Origin of the sequence: Psychrobacter okhotskensis (assembly GCF_965638355.1) — a bacterium.
GTDB classification, from domain to species: Bacteria; Pseudomonadota; Gammaproteobacteria; order Pseudomonadales; family Moraxellaceae; genus Psychrobacter; species Psychrobacter okhotskensis.
Map to the genome: position 1 here is coordinate 954,203 of NZ_OZ281822.1, position 17,120 is coordinate 971,322.

Annotated in this window: 18 protein-coding genes and 1 pseudogene; 11 read left to right on the forward strand and 8 right to left on the reverse strand. The window is 39.6% G+C overall.

Features of this window, described 5'->3' with window-relative positions; genetic code table 11:
• Positions 1 to 512: 512 nt before the first annotated feature.
• From ACSUPM_RS04090 to ACSUPM_RS04100, 3 genes are read right to left on the reverse strand one after another with little or no spacing between them, the layout of a single operon-like run.
• Positions 513 to 1,859: a sensor histidine kinase gene (locus tag ACSUPM_RS04090; RefSeq protein WP_352287798.1), complete on the reverse strand. Its 1,347-nt coding sequence runs from the start codon at positions 1,857 to 1,859 to the stop codon at positions 513 to 515.
• A gap of 46 nt (positions 1,860 to 1,905) precedes the next feature.
• Positions 1,906 to 2,592 carry a response regulator transcription factor gene (locus tag ACSUPM_RS04095; RefSeq protein WP_025653172.1) on the reverse strand — a complete coding sequence of 229 codons (687 nt, stop codon included), beginning with the start codon at positions 2,590 to 2,592 and terminating at the stop codon, positions 1,906 to 1,908.
• A 44-nt stretch (positions 2,593 to 2,636) separates the two neighbouring features.
• The gene (locus ACSUPM_RS04100; protein ID WP_350588359.1) at positions 2,637 to 4,337 is read right to left on the reverse strand and encodes a phosphoethanolamine transferase; all 1,701 of its coding nucleotides are present in this window, start codon (positions 4,335 to 4,337) and stop codon (positions 2,637 to 2,639) included.
• A 360-nt stretch (positions 4,338 to 4,697) separates the two neighbouring features.
• Here ACSUPM_RS04100 and ACSUPM_RS04105 point away from each other — a divergent pair, with 360 nt between their 5' ends.
• The 5 genes from ACSUPM_RS04105 (at position 4,698) to ACSUPM_RS04125 (ending at position 8,635) form a co-directional block, all read left to right on the forward strand.
• The gene (locus ACSUPM_RS04105; RefSeq protein WP_025650489.1) at positions 4,698 to 5,072 is read left to right on the forward strand and encodes a transposase; all 375 of its coding nucleotides are present in this window, start codon (positions 4,698 to 4,700) and stop codon (positions 5,070 to 5,072) included.
• Complete coding sequence (locus ACSUPM_RS04110; protein WP_436880233.1) at positions 5,020 to 5,793, forward strand: IS3 family transposase; 774 nt, start codon at positions 5,020 to 5,022, stop codon at positions 5,791 to 5,793. Before ACSUPM_RS04105 ends, ACSUPM_RS04110 begins: the two co-directional genes overlap by 53 nt.
• 43 nt (positions 5,794 to 5,836) lie before the next feature.
• Positions 5,837 to 6,007 carry a hypothetical protein gene (locus ACSUPM_RS04115; RefSeq protein ID WP_084212258.1) on the forward strand — a complete coding sequence of 57 codons (171 nt, stop codon included), beginning with the start codon at positions 5,837 to 5,839 and terminating at the stop codon, positions 6,005 to 6,007.
• A gap of 329 nt (positions 6,008 to 6,336) precedes the next feature.
• On the forward strand, positions 6,337 to 7,500 hold the full coding sequence (locus ACSUPM_RS04120; RefSeq protein WP_025645663.1) for a zinc-dependent alcohol dehydrogenase: 1,164 nt from the start codon (positions 6,337 to 6,339) through the stop codon (positions 7,498 to 7,500).
• Between the two features lie 544 nt (positions 7,501 to 8,044).
• Entirely contained in the window at positions 8,045 to 8,635 is a 591-nt protein-coding gene (locus tag ACSUPM_RS04125) for a recombinase family protein (protein WP_144296423.1), read from the forward strand.
• Between the two features lie 253 nt (positions 8,636 to 8,888).
• Here ACSUPM_RS04125 and ACSUPM_RS04130 read toward each other — a convergent pair whose 3' ends face one another.
• Positions 8,889 to 9,752, reverse strand: coding sequence for a DMT family transporter (locus tag ACSUPM_RS04130; RefSeq protein WP_201617512.1), 864 nt, complete (start codon positions 9,750 to 9,752; stop codon positions 8,889 to 8,891).
• A 147-nt stretch (positions 9,753 to 9,899) separates the two neighbouring features.
• Here ACSUPM_RS04130 and ACSUPM_RS04135 point away from each other — a divergent pair, with 147 nt between their 5' ends.
• Positions 9,900 to 10,790, forward strand: coding sequence for a LysR substrate-binding domain-containing protein (locus ACSUPM_RS04135; RefSeq protein ID WP_025650898.1), 891 nt, complete (start codon positions 9,900 to 9,902; stop codon positions 10,788 to 10,790).
• Positions 10,791 to 10,944: 154 nt separating this feature from the next.
• Here the strand turns inward: ACSUPM_RS04135 and ACSUPM_RS04140 are convergent, their stop codons facing one another.
• Positions 10,945 to 11,157, reverse strand: a complete 213-nt coding sequence (locus ACSUPM_RS04140) for a transposase (RefSeq protein WP_025650899.1) — start codon at positions 11,155 to 11,157, stop codon at positions 10,945 to 10,947.
• A gap of 148 nt (positions 11,158 to 11,305) precedes the next feature.
• Here ACSUPM_RS04140 and ACSUPM_RS04145 point away from each other — a divergent pair, with 148 nt between their 5' ends.
• From ACSUPM_RS04145 to ACSUPM_RS04155, 3 genes are all read left to right on the forward strand, one after another.
• On the forward strand, positions 11,306 to 11,749 hold the full coding sequence (locus ACSUPM_RS04145; RefSeq protein ID WP_201617511.1) for a hypothetical protein: 444 nt from the start codon (positions 11,306 to 11,308) through the stop codon (positions 11,747 to 11,749).
• Between the two features lie 93 nt (positions 11,750 to 11,842).
• Positions 11,843 to 11,977, forward strand: coding sequence for a hypothetical protein (locus ACSUPM_RS04150; protein ID WP_264298306.1), 135 nt, complete (start codon positions 11,843 to 11,845; stop codon positions 11,975 to 11,977).
• 15 nt (positions 11,978 to 11,992) lie between these two features.
• The gene (locus ACSUPM_RS04155; protein WP_436880234.1) at positions 11,993 to 12,526 is read left to right on the forward strand and encodes a hypothetical protein; all 534 of its coding nucleotides are present in this window, start codon (positions 11,993 to 11,995) and stop codon (positions 12,524 to 12,526) included.
• A 184-nt stretch (positions 12,527 to 12,710) separates the two neighbouring features.
• Here ACSUPM_RS04155 and ACSUPM_RS04160 read toward each other — a convergent pair whose 3' ends face one another.
• The gene (locus ACSUPM_RS04160) at positions 12,711 to 14,291 is read right to left on the reverse strand and encodes a Fic family protein (protein ID WP_025650901.1); all 1,581 of its coding nucleotides are present in this window, start codon (positions 14,289 to 14,291) and stop codon (positions 12,711 to 12,713) included.
• Between the two features lie 480 nt (positions 14,292 to 14,771).
• The gene (locus ACSUPM_RS04165) at positions 14,772 to 15,191 is read right to left on the reverse strand and encodes a hypothetical protein (RefSeq protein WP_025651567.1); all 420 of its coding nucleotides are present in this window, start codon (positions 15,189 to 15,191) and stop codon (positions 14,772 to 14,774) included.
• Positions 15,192 to 15,461: 270 nt separating this feature from the next.
• Between ACSUPM_RS04165 and ACSUPM_RS04170 the strand changes: the two genes are divergently transcribed.
• The gene (locus tag ACSUPM_RS04170) at positions 15,462 to 15,902 is read left to right on the forward strand and encodes a hypothetical protein (protein ID WP_179798966.1); all 441 of its coding nucleotides are present in this window, start codon (positions 15,462 to 15,464) and stop codon (positions 15,900 to 15,902) included.
• A 461-nt stretch (positions 15,903 to 16,363) separates the two neighbouring features.
• Here ACSUPM_RS04170 and ACSUPM_RS04175 read toward each other — a convergent pair.
• Positions 16,364 to 16,547, reverse strand: a pseudogene (locus tag ACSUPM_RS04175) (DDE-type integrase/transposase/recombinase); the annotation flags it as partial.
• A 27-nt stretch (positions 16,548 to 16,574) separates the two neighbouring features.
• Between ACSUPM_RS04175 and ACSUPM_RS04180 the strand changes: the two are divergent.
• Positions 16,575 to 17,033, forward strand: a complete 459-nt coding sequence (locus ACSUPM_RS04180; RefSeq protein ID WP_025651570.1) for a DIP1984 family protein — start codon at positions 16,575 to 16,577, stop codon at positions 17,031 to 17,033.
• The last annotated feature ends 87 nt before the right edge of the window (positions 17,034 to 17,120 follow it).

Genomic DNA, 17,120 nt, shown 5'->3' on the forward strand with positions numbered 1-17,120 from the left:
GCTTATTGAGGTTGAAGTGAAAATACAATAAAAGCGAAAATATAATAAAAGTGCAATCACCGATATAATTATTGTTGTGATGATCCCAGTGTAGGAGGGCACTGGTTAGCACTTGGGTATCAGTATGTGCTTAGCGCTGTTAAGAAAGCGTTAAGATAAAATACTTTTAATTAGGGCGTGTCTTCATTTCAAAGATGGCGATAAAAATGAGATAAATTGCCGTCAAACAAGAAAAATAGCGTAGATAATATCGGGATATTAACAAGCTATTTGACGATGTTTGGCAAGATTTAGCCATTTTTAGCCCATTTAGATGACTATCGAGTGAATTGAAGACACGCTCTAGATTACTAAGCATTATTTTAGCGGGGTAATAATAATCTGAAATTCAAAATTTTCTAGTTTTATGATGGTATCAGCCGTTGCTTTCTATCAAGGTTGAAGAGGACATTTAAGGTAAGTGCCATTATGGGTACACTCATTTTTTAATGAAAATTATGCCACTGTCATCGTTATTTATAATAAATACTAAAGGTACTGCCGCCTGTGGTATTGGCTTGATGGGTCAGTTGCCAGCCCATATGCGTCATGATGCGCTGCACGATGCTAAGACCCAGTCCTGTACCCTCAACTTTATAGCTCGCATAATCGTCAGCCAGCAAATCTGTAGATAATGGAGTGCTATCATTCTGCTGATCTAAACGCTCAAATCTCTCATACAGCAACGGCATCATAGACTCGGGAATGCCTAGGCCTGTATCGGTGACCGTTATTTTTTCTGCATCAATAGTGACTTTGACTTCACCATCATCTGTGTATTGAAAGGCATTCTTAATCAGATTACCCAGCGCCATTTTTAACAGTTCAGGGCGCACATTAGCAGAATACTCTTGTTCAGCGACTACGGTATAAGTCACCGTTTTATAACGCAGCAGATACTTTAAGCGCTTCATCTCACTTAATACAATCGTATTAATAGAGGTTTGCGGTGCGTCCAGTTTTTCAGGGGCGCGCGAGAGTAGCAACAACGCGCTGATAATCTCGGAGGTTTCTTTAGCAGTCGTACTAATGCGCTCAGTAAATTCACTCAAATAGTGATCGCTTGCTAATTGGGAGGCCAGTACTTCTGACGCACCCATAATAATCGTTAAAGGCGTGCGCAATTCGTGGCTTACATCGCCGGTAAATAGCTGCTCACGTTTGAGGTACTGCTCTAACTTATGATTTTTCTGATCAATCGCTCGTGCTAAGACGTCAACCTCCGACGGCAAATGAGTCAATTCGGTTAAATTTTGGTGATCGTTTTCTACCGCTTGTTTTAGATCTAGTAGCGGCTTAGTAATCTGCTTTGAGGATAGCTGAGAGAATATGATGGCAATCAGCAAGCTTAAAATAACAGCCACTCTCAAGGCATTGGCAAAGATGTCTTCTAAATGTTCAAAGATGGCTAAAACAGGGTAGTTTGCCAATACCATTTCTCTGTCTTCTAAGTAAGTCAAAATAAATTTCTGTTTATTTTGCTGATAAGCAAAGAAGTGCAGGTTGGTTCTGGTCGTACCTGTTTTAGTGTTAACCGTGACAGAGGTTTCTTGCACTTTATCATCGGCCATAGTTTTCAAATCTTCAGGCGCAGTATCATAGCGGTAAATTTTGATACCTGGATCTGCCACATAGACAGCCAGCTCGCCTTCTTTTTCTTGACTCAGCTCTAGCTGCTGTAGCAGGCGTGCCTTTACCAGCTCTTTCTCCATCCTCGTCTCTGCATACACAAAAATGCTGACGAAAGTCGCGCACAGTAGTACGGCAAATAAAAAGTATGATATTCGAAACTTGTTAACGATAGAGTCAATTCTGAACATAGCATCACTTCGTAGTGGCAAAGGTAGTAAAGGTAGTAAACAGATTTTACACTTTATCTGGGTCAATAATCTGATAACCAACACCAGGCACCGTCACTATCATAATGTCAGCAAACGGCTTATCGACTTGGGCACGCACACTGTGCATATGGGTACGCAGTGCATCGCTACTAGGAATATCCTCACCCCATACCTTTTCCTCCAATTCGCTTTTACTGACGACTCGGGGCGACGCATTCATCAAAGCTTCTAATATTTTAAACCCTGTTGGTGTCAGTTTTAACGCTTTGCCTTCTCGGGTAATCGTGTGTTCCTCTGTATTCAAGGACAATTTGCCGATATTGATACTGTGATGAAAATGGTCGTCTTGATGGCGACGTATAAGCGCTTTGATGCGAGATTCTAGCTCAATGAGTGAGAAAGGCTTGACCAGATAATCATCAGCGCCACTATCGAAGCCTGCAACTTTATCCAAAATCGTATCGCGAGCAGTTAGCATCAATACAGGGGTTTTGTTGTGGAAGTCTTCTCTGAGTTTTTTGCACAGTTTTGTACCATCCATACCCGGTAGCATGACATCCAATAAGATAACGTCGTAGCGATTGTTCGAAGCCAGTGTTAAGCCACTAATGCCGTTATGCGCATTGTCTAATGCAAAGCCTTTAGGCTCAAAAAAAGCATAAATATTGGCCACGATATCTGGGTTGTCTTCAATAATAAGTATTTTGTACATAGTTATCTCATGCATAAATGTCAGCAGTGCTTAGCGCTAAAATCTTAATAGACAGACTTAAAAAATGTCGGTGCTGCTGCTACTTCGTCAGTCGTAATACCGAAAAAATTAAGTAAAGTCGGGGTAATAAAATCGTGTGATACCGGCTGATCAATCATACTAGCAAGGCTGCTTTTATCAATATTGTTGCTAGTAGGCGACCAGATAATGACGGGTACCTGCTTTTGAGCATCGGGCGCTATGGCATAGGGTAAACCATGCAAGTAGATGTTATTTTCACCCAAGCTTTCTCCATGATCGCTGATATATACCATCGTCACATCATAATCCTGCTCATAAGTTTTTAGCGTATCAATAACGTTATTTAAAAAGTAATCAGTATAACGAATGGCATTGTCATAACCGTTGATGACGGACTGATCATCGCACTTGGACAGCTCGTTAGTCATACATACTGGCTGATACACTTCAAATTCTTTAGGATAACGTTTGTAGTACGCAGGACCATGGTTGCCCATTTGATGCAATAAAATAAGCGTGTCTTTAGCTGGTACGTCCGATTTTACCCTTGTATCTGACTTAACTAAAGTATCAAAACCATTTAACATACCAATGTCACGACACTCAACATCACAATTTGGATTGATATCAGCTGTCCTGTAATTTTCAAAGGTCACTCTATCAGCCACCCCTTTAGAGCTCGAATTATTGTCTCGCCACACAACATTGACGCCTTGCTTGTATAGCGTATCTAATACGTTCTCGTTGTAGTCCGAATTATTATCATTATAGTTTTCTCGATTGGCATAACTGAACATACAAGGTACAGAATAAGCGGTAGAAGTGCCGCAAGAGGTGGCATTTTTGAAGCTATAAATGTCTGGCTGGTTAGCTAAAAGAGGCATCGTATCGCGCTTATAGCCATTAAGACCAATGTGATCGGCGCGAACGGTTTCACCGACGACAAAGACCATGAGTTTAGGTTTTGCAGCGTTAGTTCCCGCAGTAGCAGTGAGACGTTTGGCATCTGTCGCATGTGCTATCAAGGTGTCAGGACGACGTAATTCATCGACGTAATCGGTACCCAATTTGATGACAGAGTAAATAGGAGTAATGGGATTGGCGTAGCTACGAACCATTTTATGTTGGCGAAAAAAGGTCGCGTATTGATCCCCAAAAGGTAGTAGAGCGACGGCTATTAAAGCGACAGACAAGATTAAAGTCGCGCTCCTTTGCAATAATGCTCGACGTAAAGGCACTCGTTTGATACGAATCTTTGCAATAAGAACAGCGGGTACAACACCTAGCAGAAATACCCGAATAAAAAAACTTAGCGACATCAGCTCCATCGCTTCTGCTCGATCGGTCTGCATACTGTTGATCAGCATACTACGATCAAATATCGTACCGTAAGCGTCTGTAAAATAACCACATACAGCCGCTATCAATACCATAGCGATGAGCACTGGCTTTGCAATGGGTCGATAGCACAACAACTGAAAGATCAGCCACATCAAGCCTAACAACAAGGCTATGATCGAAATGATAAAACCAATATTAGTGCTAACAGGATAGATACTTAGCACTTGTGTAAAAAAACCAAAATTCGCAGTAGCGACTATATAAAGAGCCACGATGATAATCAAATAACTGAGATTGATCTCACGATTAAAGAGATTGCGTAGATAGCTTTTTTTAGTACTGGCTTCGGTAATATCGGTGCTAAGTGCTTGAGAGGTTGACATAGTGGGGCTTCTCAACAGAATGATAAGGAATGCAATTCCTTACGATAACAAGTGCTCTGTTAAGAAGACGTTAAGACAGTTGGATTAAGGGATAGTTTGAGTGGGTATCAGGATTCATTAGACTGAACAATGAGATAGTAGTGTTGGTTACATTTCTGATTTAGGCAATTCTATCGATAGTATTAACTCTAAGTATTCACAGTTTGCTTAGGGTCTGTTGAACATTCAAATGTGGCACTGGCAGTGGCTATTTTTTAGACAATGCGCAGTCCTAATATTTGAATGTTCAACAGACTGTAGTGGCATAATAAAATTGGACAGCTTATAAGAGGTTATACTACCCCAAAGAAGGAATACAGTATGACTACCAAACGTAGAGAATATACCCGAGAATTCAAATTAGAAGCCATTAGCTTAGTGGTTGATCACAATCGCAAAGTTGCAGAAGTAGCCGAGTCTTTAGGCATCGGCATCTCAACCTTAGACAACTGGGTACGCAAGTATAAAAAAGAGCAGCAAGGCGTTCGTCCAACTAAAGGTCTAGCATTAACTGATGATCAGCGTCGCATACAAGAGCTTGAGCGAGAAGTCAGACAGCTTAAGATAGAGAAAGACATTCTAAATGAGGAGGGATTAAGCGAAGCACTGCTTCGCCCCGACGCAAGGGGAGAGCTATGCTCGAGTGGGCTTCAGCTCTGCTGGCATCGGACAACCTCAACGTCTATCGTTGATTAAAAAGCTGGCAGAGCAGGACAAAAGATTAAGTAAGAAGAAGCTGTGTGACTTGTTTGATGTGGTTAGAAGTAGTTACTACTATGGTATTAAGACTAAGCCTATTGATGTTGAGCGAGTCAAACTCCAGTCTTTAATACGCCAAATATTCAACGACTCAAAGCAATCAGCAGGGGCTCGGACTATAGTTGCCATTTTAGCTAACGAGTATGGCATTAAGCTAATGCGTTACTTAGCGACTAAGCTTATGGAGCGAATGGGTTTAGTCAGCTGCCAGCTCAAGACCCACAAATACAAACACGCTGACGAGGCGCATATAACCTATGACAACCTTTTAGACCGAAACTTTAACCCAGATGCGCCTAATCAAGTCTGGACAGGCGATGTGACCTACATCCGTATCAAAGGTGGCTGGTGCTACTTAGCGGTTGTTTTAGACTTGTTTGCTCGCCGTGTGGTTGGCTTTAGCGTATCCGATTCACCTAATAGCACCTTGACCGCATCAGCGCTAAAGATGGCGTATCAGACTCGCCTTAAACCAAGCGGTGTGCTGTTCCACTCTGACCAAGGCACGCATTACACCAGTAAAGAGTTCGCTGACGCGATAGCTGACTGTAAGGATATGAAGCAGAGTATGAGCCGCAAAGGAAACCCACTACGGGCACAGCCCTCCGCCTTGCACTCGGGCAAAGCAGTGCTTTGCCAATCCTCGCTCATGGGATAACGCGCCAACTGAACGCTTCTTTAGGAGCTTTAAAACCGAGTGGATGCCAAAGGGCGGTTATGAGGATATCGCTGAAGCATCGAGCGCCATTAGTGATTATATCTGGGGCTACTATCAAACCGTGAGACCGCATAGTTTCAACAATTATTTAACACCAGTAGAAACAGAAAAACGTTACTTTAATAAAAACCTCTTAGAAGGTGTCCTAAATTAGTTGACCACTATAAACAGATCTTGGCGGTCATAAAAGTTGCCCCAACGCTTATAATTATTATCCGTTCTCGACTCAGGGTTATAAGGAATGGCAATGTAGGTTTGAATTTTATTAGTGTCCTAAATTAGTTGACCACTACAATTTTTTACTTACAACACGCAACCTTTTTAACACACGTTGATTATAAATCTTTTTTTCAAGGTGCTAATATAATTGAGTAATACTTAACTTAGATAACATAAACCACTGTTTCTAATAACTTTCATCTTGTATTATCACAGATTATTGGTTTATCGCGATTTTGCAAGCTTTACTTAATTGGATAAATTATGCGTGCTTTAACTTACCACGGTGCTAAAGATGTGCGAGTGGACAATGTCCCAGAACCTAAACTGCAAGAAAAAGATGATGTTATTTTACGTGTGACTGCAACTGCAATTTGTGGCTCAGATTTACACTTATATCGTGGCAAAATGCCTGCAACCGAGGAAGGCGATATCTTCGGTCATGAGTTTATGGGTGTGGTTGAAGAAGTAGGCTCTGAAGTCACTGCTGTTAAAAAAGGCGATAGAGTTGTTATTCCTTTTGTTATTGCATGTGGTAACTGCTTTTTCTGTCAGCATGACCTAATGTCCGCTTGTGAGACTACAAATACAGGCCCAGGCGCTGCTATTAATAAAAAAATAATTCCGCCACCGGCTGCTTTATTTGGTTTTAGCCATTTATATGGTGGGATTCCTGGTGGACAAGCAGAATTTGTACGGGTTCCTAAAGGTAATTTTAATCCGTTCAAAGTAAATGGCTCACTGTCAGATGAGAAGGTTTTATTTTTATCAGATATTTTACCAACTGCTTGGCAGGCCGTGACTAATGCCAATATTACTAAAGGTTCAACCGTAGCTATTTATGGTGCGGGTCCTGTGGGGTTGTTATCAGCAGCTTGTGCTAAAATGTTAGGCGCTGAGCAGATCTTCGTGGTAGATCATAATGACTACCGTTTGCAGTATGCCAAAGATACGTACGGGGCTATTCCGGTTAATTTCGATAAGGTAGATGCTGCTGAATTCATCATTGAACAGACCAAAGGACATCGCGGCGTTGACGGCGTTATTGATGCGATTGGCTTTGAAGCCAAAGGCAGTATGCTAGAAACAATAATGACCAATTTGAAAATTGAAGGGTCAAGTGGTGCAGCTTTACGTCAATGTATTGCAGCTGTGCGTCGTGGCGGGGTCGTTAGTGTTCCTGGTGTGTATGCAGGACCCATTCATGGTTTCTTATTTGGTGACGCTTTTGATAAAGGGCTTACTTTCAAAATGGGCCAAACCCATGTACACAAGTATTTACCACAATTATTAGAGTATATTGAAAATGGTGATTTATCACCTGAAGCTATTATTACTCACCGTATGAATTTGTCTGACGCTGCTAAAGGTTATGAAATTTTCGAAAAGCGTGAAGAAGAATGTCGTAAAGTCATTTTAACTCCTTAATTTTTCAAATTTACCCTTTACTTTTAACATTTAAAGGTTAGGTCATAGCTGCTTTAACGAGATTATCTTAAATAAGGGTTATCGCTAAAGCAGCTAGTAAAAAAATCTTTGACTTACTTTTCTCTGCACACGGCAAAAAATCACCCCCCAACCGATTTTTATGGGTTTAGGGATTAAAAAACTAACTAACTGTCTTAGATGGTCTTAAAGCTTAGAAGTGTAAAGCACAATAAACTTTCTTATATTTATCAGGATCATCTTTATTAGCTACAAACCCTTTGCTAACCAACTTTACCGAGTTAAATGTTTCACCTTCATCATTAGTTATCATAACAATCAAGTTTTGATCCCCAAAACTTTGGAGTTCTTTAATCAGCTCTTTAATTGTCTTAGTTCTATCTTCCCATTGCACTATACCTAAAAAATAAAACCTCTAAACGATAATATATCTATCATTAGGCTTGTTATTAATGTTAAATGATAGTAATATCTTATTATTATCAATGAACATTGGTTATTAAGTCTAAATAATATAGGTGGCGTTATGACCGTTCGTATTTATGTGAGAGCCAGCACTAAGGATCAAGACGCTAAGAGAGCCTTGTCTGACTTGATTAGCTTTAGCCAAAGCTATAACGATAACCATGTTGAGTACGTTGAGCATTTCAGTGGTACAAAGCTCGATAGGCCAGTATTAGCTAAGCTATTAAAGGACGCTGATCAAGGCGATATTCTGCTGGTTGAAAGCGTGGACAGATTAAGCAGGCTATCTCAAGATGATTTTGCAATTCTAAAGCAGCGCATCAAAGACAAAGGCTTGCGATTGGTGGTGGCCGATCTACCAACCACACATACGGTAAGTAAGGGCATGACAGGTGAGATCCTAGCAGTGATTAACCATATGCTGATCGACTTGTTAGCAACGATGGCAAAGCTTGATAACGATAAGCGTAGAGAGCGTATTAAGCAGGGGTTAGCGAATAGTGGTTATAAGCCCACAGGTAAGAAAGCCAATACAGTGAAACATAATCGTATTAGAGAGTTGGCCAGTCAAAACAATATGACGAAAGAGGAGATTGCTAAGGCGGTTGGTGTTGGGGTGGCTACGGTTTATCGGGTGTTAAAGCAGGGCTAACAGCTGAATAGTTGAGGTATTTTAAATAACAGTTTGTCTTTTTTATAGACACGATACTATTAGATACATAAGAACCAACTTGGAAGTTTTTAATCATGCAACCGACTTATTATAGTGCTTAACAAGTAATCTACAGTTTCGTCAAGCATGAACCGATGTAAACGTTAAATAACATTTTAGTCTTATTCATAACTTTTATTATTTCTTATTATTTATGGCACATCAGCTTGATTAGGTTTTAAAAGCTATTATCCTACCCAGTTTTTTGTCTAAACCTCATAGATTCAAGAGTAGCAAGCCATATCAAAGGTAGGATAATCAGCGCAGAACCTATTAACAAAGTCATATTTGGTACTTCGTTAAACCATATGATTCCGACCACCACCGCTCCTAGTAAACCTGAGTATTCCGCACTAGAGACTTTGTACGCTTCAATGTGTCGGTACACCTGTACGCATATACCCGCATAAATCAAAATAAATACATTTGAACTGGCGGCCGTAATCAATGAGTGCCAGTCAAATGGCTGTCCCTCCCAAATAGCCAACCCAAGCGCGAACGGGATTCCTAATAAATTAGTCAAAAGTAGCGTTTGATAGACAGAATGATTTTGTGGAAGTTTACGAACTAAGAGATTGTTTATCGCCATGGTTACCGCTACTATAAGCGCAAAAACTGCCCCTGAATTAATCTGTTTTGGTTGTACGATAACGAGGATACCAGCAAAACCTAACATAGATACCGCTATAATTGGAAAGGTTAATCTGTCTTTATAAAATAAAAAACCTAGTGGTAATACAAATAAAGGGGCGGCATAAAAAATGGCGTTCGCAGTCGCGAGAGGCAGTGCTTGAAGAGACAGTACCATGAATATCACACCTAACAACCACACGTGACTACGAACAAAGTGCCATTTTATATTACTGAATAACTTGTTCTTTTTATTAATTAAGCAAAATGGCAACAGCATTAAAACCGCTGTGCATTGACGAAACAGGATAAATTGATATACCGCCGTCTCAGAGGGCAAGGCCTTTATCAAGGCGTCTGAGAAGACCGCAATGATATTTCCTAGTACCAATAGCGTCATGGCAAATGCAACACTCATCTTTGGCATTCTTAGCCTCCTCGCCCTACTCTAAATTCAGAAACTGTTAAAGCCCCAATGGGTTCATGCTGATTTAACGATCTGTCAGGCAGTATATTCAAGTAACGGTATGATGTATAATGATATAAAACATATTTAGTATTACCTGAGGTAATAATGGATTTACCACCGCTGCGTGCAATACAGTGCTTCGAGTCCGTTGCACGGCTTAACAGCTTTTCAAAAGCAGCAGAGAGCCTCAATGTGACACAAAGTGCCGTGAGTCACCAAATACGCATCCTTGAAGAGTATCTTGGGGAAGCAATGTTTTACAGGCAAGGCCGGACCTTTTCGTTGACAGAGGTTGGTGAGCGTTATTTCACAGATGTGAGTGGCGCATTGGGTCTACTTTCAGATAGTAGTCAGATTATTAAACATGGAAAACCTGGGCATATACGCTTAGCTCTGTACAGTTCAGTCGCAGTGAATTGGTTGATTCCTCGACTAGAAGACTTCTATAGACAGTATCCAGAAATAGAACTCACTTTAGATATGGTTAATCATCCCTCTGATTATAATGAGCAAAGGGCCGATTGTTATATCACCGTCGATCCTCCTCCACATGCTTTCATCAGTAAGTTTTTATTTACTGAAACTTTATATCCTGTGTGTGGTCAAAAGCTTTGGGAGAAAATAAGAGATAAACCCCTTCCTGACGCATTGTGGCGGCATCCAATATTGTCTGTGAGATATGCAGATACAAGCGTGAATACAGCAGAGGATTGGCTGCGGTGGTGTAAGGCAGGCGGATTTGAATTGCCAAGCGATATAAAGATAAATCATTTTAGTCATGTACTACTAGCGATAGAAGCCGCAAGGTACAATCTGGGCATTACTCTTACCAATAATTATATGATGCAGGATGACGCTTATAAACAAAATATCGTTAGAATTCCAATGCACGAATTTCTAACAGGGGACCAATTTTACTTCGTTTGCAAGGAATTAAAGAATAATCAGGATGATATTATTAAATTAAGCGAATGGCTGAAATCCCAATGTAATTAAAAAAATCTTTACCTTATTTGTTATCAAAAGATCAAATTATGATTTGTTATAGGGGTTTAAAATGATGATTTAGAAAATCCCGATCAACAATTCATAAAGACTCATATCCTCAATAAATAGTCATTTATTTTATCTGATCTTAAATAAGATATAGTCAATCCAACTTAAAGTTGTAACAGCAGACATTGCTGAATAAATGATTTAGATCATTCTCACCCCAGCCCTGCCTGAGCTTTTTTACCTCAGCCCATTTGTGTTCAATAGGATTTAGATCAGGACTGTAAGGCGGTAGCCAGAGTATACGGTGACCGTGTCGGTTTAATAGCTTTTTGATACGTTTGTTCTTATGAAATCTGGCATTATCCATGACGATGACACATTTGTGACCAAGCTTTGGAATAACGTTATAAAGACTTAACTATATGTTATCTATCAGCCCACTTTAGAACTGACTTTTAGACTAAACCTAGAAACAATACAAATAAAAAAGTTAAGTAATGCATAAGGATTAGATTATGATTGCTAATGTATTTAATTCCATCGCAGACTCCTTCTTTAATTTTTTACTAGCCATTATTTGCGTACTCATGTTATTGGCACCACTGTATAAATGGAAGTCTCGTCCTAACAAGGCGCTCACCAAAAGAATAATAATAGCAATTTTTTTAATTCCAGTCTCTTTATATCTTCTAGTAGATACTTTCAATACTAAAGACCAGAAAAAAAACGATCAACTGTTATCAGTTGCTCATTTATCTGAAAGAGATAGGCCATTAGAAAATGAAAACCATATTAGTATGCCTGATAAGCATGCTTTTGCAGCGACCCTTGAATTGAATGGTATTAGAACAAAACAAAATAACGAGAGCCGGACCAACCTTAAAGAGAATAAAGATGAGCATCAAGAAGGTAGCTCTCAGGTAAGTCTTCACTCTGAAAATAATAATGGAGGGTTGTAGACTTGTGGCACAACTCTTTGTGTATGACGAACTGATGGTCAATCCATCTGATCTCTACTATCAAATCCGTAGTAACAAACTTCGCGGATTTTAGTGACGCAGCCTGACAGTAAAAATCAAACTACACCTATCTTGGCGATACACTATCTCATTTTTCAAACCCACGAAGGCGATGTGATTTTGGTTGAGCAGTTTGACCGCTTAGCACGTTTGAAACAAGCTGATTAGGTTACTCTCAAAAGAATGCTATCAGAGAAAAAGTTGGCAGTCGTATCAAAAGAGCTGCCGACCTCACATATGGCGCTTCAATCTGAGAATAGCACTGAATTTATGAGTAGCGTGTTGCAAGCCATCAATTCAATGTTACTTGATATGCTCGCTGCTATTAGAAAGGACTATGAAGATCGGCGTAACCGTCAGATGCAAGGTATTGCTCGTGCTAATACAGAAGATAAGTATTCAGGACGTATGAAAGATTCCGAGAAACGTAAGATTATCGCTAACCTCCTAAAATCTGGACATAGCTATACTGAAATGCAAGCTACGGCTAAGTGTTTTCGTCAACTGATAGCTGTTGTAGCTATAAAAATGGGTCGATACTCAAATACTCAAATACTCAAATACTCAAATACTCAAATACTCAAATACTCAAATACTCAAATACTCAAATACTCAAATACTCAAATACTCAAATACTCAAATACTCAAATACTCAAATACTCAAATACTCAAATACTCAAAATTATTTTGAGGATCTGTAATAACCTTGTCAAATAAAAATGGTCTGTTATTAGAGTTCCTCTGATATATTCTGTTTAAGTAAGAAAAATATTGATTACGTTTCAGGTTGCAGTATTTTAGCCGAATCTTTTATAAACCAATCATTATCGCAACGATGATACTAATACTAGCTTGAGCTTGATTATCAAGGCAGATTTTCCTGCGTATAGCAGGATTTGTTCTAACTATTCAAACCATTTGCTTCATCTTTAAAGGTCTCTACAACGATAGAGAAAATGTCATCCCAAACTGCCTCATTTGCTAAAAAAGGATAGTCCTTAAGTAGCTTATTACTCTTAGTGCCTTTATTTTGTAGCATACTGCGAATGATTCTATCGGCATAGCTGTTGGGCATCTCAACAATCTCTTTTATCGCCAATCGTGCATAGTCATGCTTTCTTAGGTACTGTGACTCGTTATGCATCTCTTTTTCAATAACGTGAGCAATGAGTCCTGATAAGTACTGAACGTGAGGCGTTAGATCCATAAAGCGCCATGCAGGTTGAATGAGGTGAGTGTTTTCAAAATTTAAGTTTGAGCGAATACCATCAGGGTAGGTAACTGCCTTTTTATCAAAGCTGTAATGATCACGGATTTGCTCCATAAGTGGCACGGATACACGGTCTAAAATTTTATCATACGCATGACGGTCTGAGGGATGCTCAGCGATGGCTTGCGATATAGGTAGGATAATCGGCTCATGAATGACCTGGTCGCGTCTGAGTACATCGTTAATTAAGAAGCGATGTACTCGGCCATTGCCATCAGCCAGCGGATGAATATACACAAAAGCAAAGGAAGCAACCGCACTACGTATCAGTGCCGATTGTCCCTCGGTCTTTTCCATAAATGCCTGTAACCCTTTGAGCTTTTCAGCAATGTCATCAGCAGGTGGCGCGATATAGTGCACAATCTCTTTAAAGCCATTGACCTGAGTATGCGACACAAAAACTGGTGATTGACGGACACCATACTGCTGGATAACCGTTTTGCTGCCGAGTATCTCTTGTTGCAGCTCTGCTAGTGATTCAGGATCAAGCGGGATATCGCCCTTGCCGGTACGCCTTGCCATTACATCGGCGAAACGTTCAATACGTTTTAACTCTTTCCCTTCACCTTCTATAGTAAAACTGGCTTTACTCTCTCGTAATGTCATCCATACGGAGGCGCGCATCAGTAAGTCTTGCCCAAATTCATCGTTAAGTTTGTCAACCATCATGGCAATATCGAGTGCAGCTGCTTGTGTAAAAGCCTCTGTTTTCACCAGCATCGGACAGAAATGACGGGTTCCTGCTAGGTTGTCATTGATACGCCAGCGGGCGTTCTTGATAACCTGCGAAGGACTTGAAGTAACCAATTTCTTGGTATCCAAAGCATCCACATAGTTACCGCCTATATTACTCGGTACCTCTAAACGCTTATCCATAAGCCATTCATATAAGAAAGCCATTCTACGGGCATAGCTGCCTGTCGGCTCAGCGTTTACCCATGCTTGCACGTCATTTGCCCCTATCTGCTTAAACAAACGAGTCAGTAACTCTAAACTCAGTACTTCATGACGCATGTGAAACTGTAAGTGCGCAATGATTGTGTCCAGTGGACGCGCGGTTTCCTGATAAGTGTTATGAATGACGTCACCGTCTTTATAGGTTTGTCTGCGTCCACCGATACTGCTGCTGACATATAAAGGGGAAACCAGCTCGATGCTGGCATAACGGATAAGCCATGCTGCGCCAATAGGATCTGAGATAGGGGTATTCATTATGAGTGGCTCAAGCGATTATAGATAAGCCATTTTGCAGAAAAGCGATTATGAATGCAAGATAATGGTTATTATCAAGCCTTACTGCATTAAATCGATTTTTATATGACGTTGTGATACCTGTAAATAAAGATCAAAAGGCGTATTGAGTGGATATAATGAGTTCAAATTGAATGAGGTAAATACACCGTTCTTAACATAGCTACGTAGTAATAGAGTACCCATTTCTGTAAATAATGCGGTAATCCCCCACATCAATACTTATCAAAAAAATACAGCAATTATAAGCATTACAACATTTTGGCAAACCTAATCGAAAGAAGGATTGCTAATAACAGAATTAGACCGATTATCCATAATGATTGTAAGAGAAATTTTTTATCATCCATAATTGAGACCATCCCAGATTCTGTGTAACTGACGTTTAGATTAAATACTTACACAAAATTTAGGATGCTCTCCATTATTAAGCTTATATACCTATAGAATAGATAGTTCTAGCCAATATGGAGGTGTTTTTCCTTTAGAAGCTTGAGAACGTGGCTGAAGAATACGCAATTCATATTTACCTGAATATGGAAGCTTGTAATAACCTTGGTTATCTAGTTCAGAGGAATATTCTCCTACATTGACAGAATCTGATAAATTCTTATTAAATAAATAAGAATCCACATTCCCTGCCGTTGTTTTAACAGAAAGCTTTTGGTTCTTTTTGGCATAAAATGTATAGGAATCGTACTTACTACCCTTTAATTTCCCATAATAGTTAGCTGAACTAGCGCCTTTTTTAAATTGAACATCAACAGTTTTAGCCACTGCATCTGAAGATGCGGCCATTACTGTAGGACTTACCATTAGAACAGGAAGCGCAATTAGAATAGCAGCCGTTAAGTTTTTCATATTTTAAATCCCCGAGCAGTAAAAAATACCGATTTTAACTTACTTCACGCTATTAAATTTTATAGATATGTTATATTAGTATTACTAATATAGAGAGTGCGTTGGTAAGTTACTGAATAAGGCTGCCCGTAATGGATAGTATTAATTAATGCCCTAGCTTCTAGTTCTACCGCAAACCTACCTATGGTAGTAAAAACCTGAATTTCATCACGTAAACAAAGAGAACACTGCTAAATAGTAGTGTTCTCTTATTATATTAAAGGAAAAATTATGCGTTCTTTGCTTCTAACGACAATGTGCTTAACGGGCAGCTTAGCTCTAGTGGCTTGTAGTAACCATCGTGCCGACACCACGGATCTGAGTAAGCAGCCTACAATAGAAGCGCCGGTAGCGTCAGGGGCATTTACTGCTTTTGGAAACAAAGGGAAAATTTGGCGAATAGTGATTGAAGGAAATGAGCTAAGTATAGAGGCGAATTTCTTAAAGCCAACGACAGCAACAGTTACCGTGGTGGGTTCTGGTTCTGTCAATACTGAAGGTGTCGAATACGCGAGTACTGTCAATGGACAGCCTATTGTTGTGAATATAAAAAATAACCTTTGTATCGATGACAATGGCTATCAAAATGAATTTACTGCAATATTAACTTACGCAGGCAAAGTATATCAGGGTTGTGCCGTTGCCGGTGCAATAGAAATTGCGCCCACATAGCAGATAAGCCTAACCTATGAATAAACCATTGAAAAAATTTAGCCTAGTATTCTTACCATCATTTTTGTGGGTCGTATTAACTGGGCTAGGATTTGGCTCTCAAAGTCTATCTAATTTGATTGAAATTATAGGAATTTTTATAGTATCTGTGCTGTGTTTATTTATCCCAGAACGATTTATAAAATATCAACTCCTTCTTCTAATACTCTTAATAATCACTGCCTTAGTGCGTTTTTTAACCCCATATATACCGGAATAATATTAAACCAGTTGGCTATCTGAACCGCCCCGACTATATCGGAGAGCGTTTTATTTGAGTCAGGCAACTTTGCCTGACTCATTAAGACTATCATAATATTGCTTTTCAAACTCAAAAGGTGATACATAACCAATCGTACTATGCATTATCATATGAATTACCCGCGTTCCAACAAAGGTAATAACGCCAGAATCAGCCATCTGATCAGTATAACGAATAGATAAATACTGAACGCCTCTATCACTACGATGAATAACGTCTTTTGGGTTGTTTCTGTCTGCAATGGCTTGATTTAACGCTGCCATCATCATATCGATGTTCATACGATTAGACACCTTCCAGCCAACAATACTACGGACAAACACATCTATAATAAACGCAGTATACTAATAAGGTGTTAAAAGGAGCTAAAAATGAAACTCGCAGAAGCCCTACTTATTCGTAGCGATATGCAAAAAAAACTTGCTCAAATTAAAGGACGTATTCGTAGTAATGCTAAAGTTCAAGAAGGCGATACGCCAAATGAAGATCCAAGTCATCTAATGATTGAGGCTAGTCAAGTCATTACTGAGCTATCTACTTTGATTGAACGTATTCACCGTACCAATGCAGTTGCTAAGACGGATAAAGATCAATCAATGCTGACGCTATTGGTTGAACGCGAGGCGTTGGAGATGCGCCACAAACTATTAATTGAAGCAATTGAAGCGACCGACACTGAGGCAGATCGTTATAGTCATCGTGAAATTAAATGGAATATTATGGTCTCAGTAGCTGGGTTACAAAAGCAAGCCGATGACCTGGCGATGAAACTACGCAAAATTAATATTGTCATTCAAGCAAATAACTGGCAAATTAACCTTGTTGAATAAGATTTGTAGACTACTAAATTTATAATTTTCTATTCTTATAGTCATAAATGAATAGAACCACCTATTGGAACCGATTGGGCGAGTGTC